Raw genomic sequence first — 1684 nt, 5'->3', positions numbered from 1 at the left:
AATCATCTTCAGTAGGTTCATAACATGATATAGTATTTTTGTAATCTACACCAAGCTCAATACCGGTTCTAATTATTTGCTCTTTAGTCATATCAATTAAAGGCGTATGAATAGTAATTTTTTACCTTGTATTCCCATACTGGTTGCTAAATTCGCCATTTCTTCAAAAGATTTAATATATTCAGGACGACAATCAGGATAATTTGCCGAATCGCTTGTATGCACACCTATAAAAATGTCTTTTGCTCCTATTACTTCTGCAAAACCGAGTGCATAACTTAAAAATATCGTATTACGAGCAGGCACGTAAGTAACCGGCACATCTCCAGGTAGTTCGTTTACGCCGTGATAATGCGGAACATCTATATTATCATCGGTTAAAGCAGAACCACCGGAAGCTCGTAAATCTATATCAACAATCTTATGCTGCTTGACGTTATATTCTTTTATAAACTCCTTAACTTTCCGAAGTTCTGCATTATTACGTTGTCCGTAATTAAAACTCATAGCATGAATTTCATAACCCATTTCCCTAGCTATTGCAAGAATCGTAGCAGAGTCCGCCCCGCCGCTAACCAAATTAACTGATTTTTTTGCTTCTTTCATTTATATATACTAATTACTTATAAAAATAATTATATTATAATTATATTATAATTATATAGAAATTTTTATTACTATGAAAATAATTACCTAAAGAACAAATTACTACTAAAAATAAAGACAGTGTTTTAATTAAAAAAGAAAAAAACTTTAATCTAAAAGGTATAAAATTAATACAACAATTATCAGGCAAGAGTACATCAAACATGTCTACCGATGAAATAATGAAATTAACACGAGGTGAGTTCACATTAATAGATTAATCATTACGTACGATTAAAGGTTTTGTTACATGTATCGAAAAAAATGCCTCTATGTCATTCCCGCGAAAGCGGGAATCCAGTAAAACATATAAATATTCTTGACTAAATCCTTCTGATCATCTAAATTTACGTTGTTAATTTATGGCGGGTGTAGCTCAGTTGGTTAGAGCATCAGGTTGTGGTTCTGAGGGTCGCGGGTTCGGATCCCGTCACTCGCCCCATTTTCTTCCCTTAATACAAAATAATTAATAGACCTCTTTCATAACCTATCTTATAAAGAGGAATTTGAAGGGAACACGGAAGCGCTTGCCGCCGCAGCGTACACACTAGTACGTGAGGATGCGAGTACCGGATTGACATACAAATTACCTTTAGAAGAAGGTTATGAAAGAGGTCTAATGGATATCAAACTTTTATATAGACTGGCTAAATATCTAAGGTTCTATAAAAAAGACTTGATCATCGTTATGATCTCTTTACTTAGCGTATCAGCTTCATTATTACTAATCGGTAGTGTTTTTAGAAATTTAGTTGATAAAGGCTTGAGCAAAGACCATATTTTATCGGTTGATAAATCTATATTATATATTTGTTTATTAATTATCATCTTAAGTATTGCTAGTTTTTTTCGTTCATATTTTATCAATAATGTTGCTGAAAAGGCAGTTAATCAAATAAGAAAAGAAGCTTATAGTAATTTAATTAATTATGAAATTGAAGAGTTTGAAGAACTAAAAATCGGCGATATAATTTCACGCCTAACAAATGATATAGATCAAATATCTACTCTCATCGTTAATTTCTTATCTTTTTTTATT

At 31.9% G+C, this 1684-nt stretch carries 1 protein-coding gene, 1 tRNA gene and 1 pseudogene; 2 read left to right on the top strand and 1 reads right to left on the bottom strand.

The genetic code is table 11. The features are described 5' to 3' along the window. Nucleotides 1-606 (bottom strand): annotated as a pseudogene (queC, locus tag REIS_RS00775) (7-cyano-7-deazaguanine synthase QueC); the annotation flags it as partial. Nucleotides 607-1010: 404 nt separating this feature from the next. Between queC and REIS_RS00770 the strand changes: the two are divergent. Together REIS_RS00770 and REIS_RS00765 are read left to right on the top strand one after the other, a co-directional pair. Next, a tRNA-His gene (locus REIS_RS00770) sits at nt 1011-1087 on the top strand. A gap of 177 nt (nt 1088-1264) precedes the next feature. Continuing rightward, the coding region (locus REIS_RS00765; protein ID WP_241760930.1) for an ABC transporter transmembrane domain-containing protein at nt 1265-1684 on the top strand (420 nt) is incomplete at its 3' end.

Source organism: Rickettsia endosymbiont of Ixodes scapularis (assembly GCF_000160735.1).
GTDB classification, from domain to species: domain Bacteria; phylum Pseudomonadota; class Alphaproteobacteria; order Rickettsiales; family Rickettsiaceae; genus Rickettsia; species Rickettsia tamurae.
The sequence above is the reverse complement of the archived record's forward strand: the minus strand, read 5'-3'. Positions and strand labels throughout refer to the sequence as shown.